General features: G+C 61.2%; 2 protein-coding genes. One reads left to right on the forward strand and one right to left on the reverse strand.

The window, feature by feature from the left end; translation table 11 throughout:
- On the forward strand, window positions 1-1,596 hold a 1,596-nt coding region (locus ABDV69_RS21355), incomplete at its 5' end, for a phosphoketolase family protein (RefSeq protein ID WP_343577832.1).
- 38 nt (window positions 1,597-1,634) lie between these two features.
- Here ABDV69_RS21355 and ABDV69_RS21360 read toward each other — a convergent pair.
- A partial coding sequence (locus tag ABDV69_RS21360) for a hypothetical protein (protein ID WP_343577833.1) occupies window positions 1,635-1,872 on the reverse strand: 238 nt, incomplete at its 5' end.

Here is a 1,872-nt window from a genome sequence, read left to right on the forward strand (position 1 = left end):
TCAACGATTCAACGGGCAGCCCGAAGCGGTGGCGTCGCCGACCGGCCGGTGTGGCCCATGATCGTGCTCCGCACGCCCAAAGGCTGGACCGGTCCTAAAGTGGTTGACGGCCAACAGATCGAGGGCACCTGGCGAGCGCACCAGGTTCCGCTTGCCGCGACGCGCGAGAACCCCGATCACCGGGCACAGCTAGAGAATTGGCTGCGTAGCTACCGGCCGGAGGAACTCTTTGACGACGATGGTGCGCTGCGCCCCGAGCTGCGGGACTTGGCGCCGACCGGCACTCGCCGGATGAGCGACAATCCCCATGCCAACGGGGGACTCCTGTTGCGCGGTCTGGATCTTCCGGATTTCCGCGACTACGCCGTGTCGTTCGATCGACCCGGCGCGACGACACACGAAGCTACCCGCGTGCTGGGAACTTTTCTGCGCGACGTCATCGCACGCAATCCTGACCGCTTCCGCCTCATGGGGCCCGACGAGACTGCGTCCAACAGGCTCGGCGCGGTATTCGAAACAACCGACAAAGTCTGGCTTTCGAGGACCACGTCGGACGACGAACACCTCGCACCGGATGGTCGAGTGATGGAAGTGCTGTCTGAGCACCTGTGCCAGGGCTGGCTCGAGGGCTATCTGCTGACCGGTCGACACGGCCTCTTCAACTGCTATGAAGCATTCGTCCATATCGTCGATTCAATGTTCAATCAGCACGCCAAATGGCTATCAACCAGCCGCGAACTAACCTGGCGGCCCCCCATCGCATCATTGAATTACCTTCTGAGCTCGCATGTCTGGCGCCAAGACCACAATGGCGCATCTCACCAGGATCCAGGATTCATCGACCTGGTCGCTAACAAACGCCCTGAGATCGTGCGGGTCTACCTGCCGCCCGACGCCAACACACTGCTGTCGGTGACTGACCACTGCCTGCGCAGCCGCAACTACGTCAACGTGATCGTCGCCGGCAAGCAACCCTCATTGGCGTACCTGCCGATGGAAGAAGCGGTTCTGCACTGCACCCGTGGTCTAGGGATCTGGCAATGGGCCAGTACGGCGACAGCCGAACCCGATGTGGTCCTGGCCTGCGCCGGCGACATCCCGACCTTGGAGACACTGGCAGCCGCCGACATCCTGCGACGAGAACTGCCCGATCTTCAGGTACGCGTGATCAACGTCGTCGACCTGATGCGCCTGCTGCCGGACTCCGAGCACCCGCATGGCCTTACCGATCATGAATTCGATGCGCTTTTCACACGCGACAAGCCGATCATCTTCGCTTATCACGGCTACCCGTGGCTCATCCATCGCCTGACTTACCGTCGAACCGGGCACGATCAGATCCACGTGCGTGGATTCAAGGAACGGGGCACCACTACAACGCCTTTCGACATGGTCATGCTCAACGACCTGGATCGCTTTCACTTAGTCATGGACGTCATCGACCGGGTCGACGGATTAGCCGAACGCGCGGCGTTGCTCCGCCAACAAATGATCGACTCGCGCCTAGCCGCCCGCCGCTACACCCGAGACAAAGGTGAAGACGATCCCGAGATCGCCCAGTGGACGTGGTCGCCGAAGCCGCAGCGCGCCGGCTGACCCCGCGTGCGTCTGACATTCTTCTTCGTGCACGACGGTTAGCGGGCAACGAGTAGTGAGAAATCGTTCTGGCTCAACCTGATTCCACCGCTGGCACTAACAAGTTGGCAGATTGAGCTGGTTTTGTGTGCGCCGACTAGGGCTAGTTGAGTGGTCATTGCCCGGTCAGACAGATAGCCGATGAACGTGTTGAACGCGGTGACGGTGCGCAGCTGCACATCAGGATTGCGCGGACCTCTCGCCGCAACGTAACGATCGAGAGCGGCTTGCATTCGC

Source organism: Mycobacterium sp. (genome assembly GCF_039583785.1).
Lineage (GTDB): Bacteria > Actinomycetota > Actinomycetes > Mycobacteriales > Mycobacteriaceae > Mycobacterium.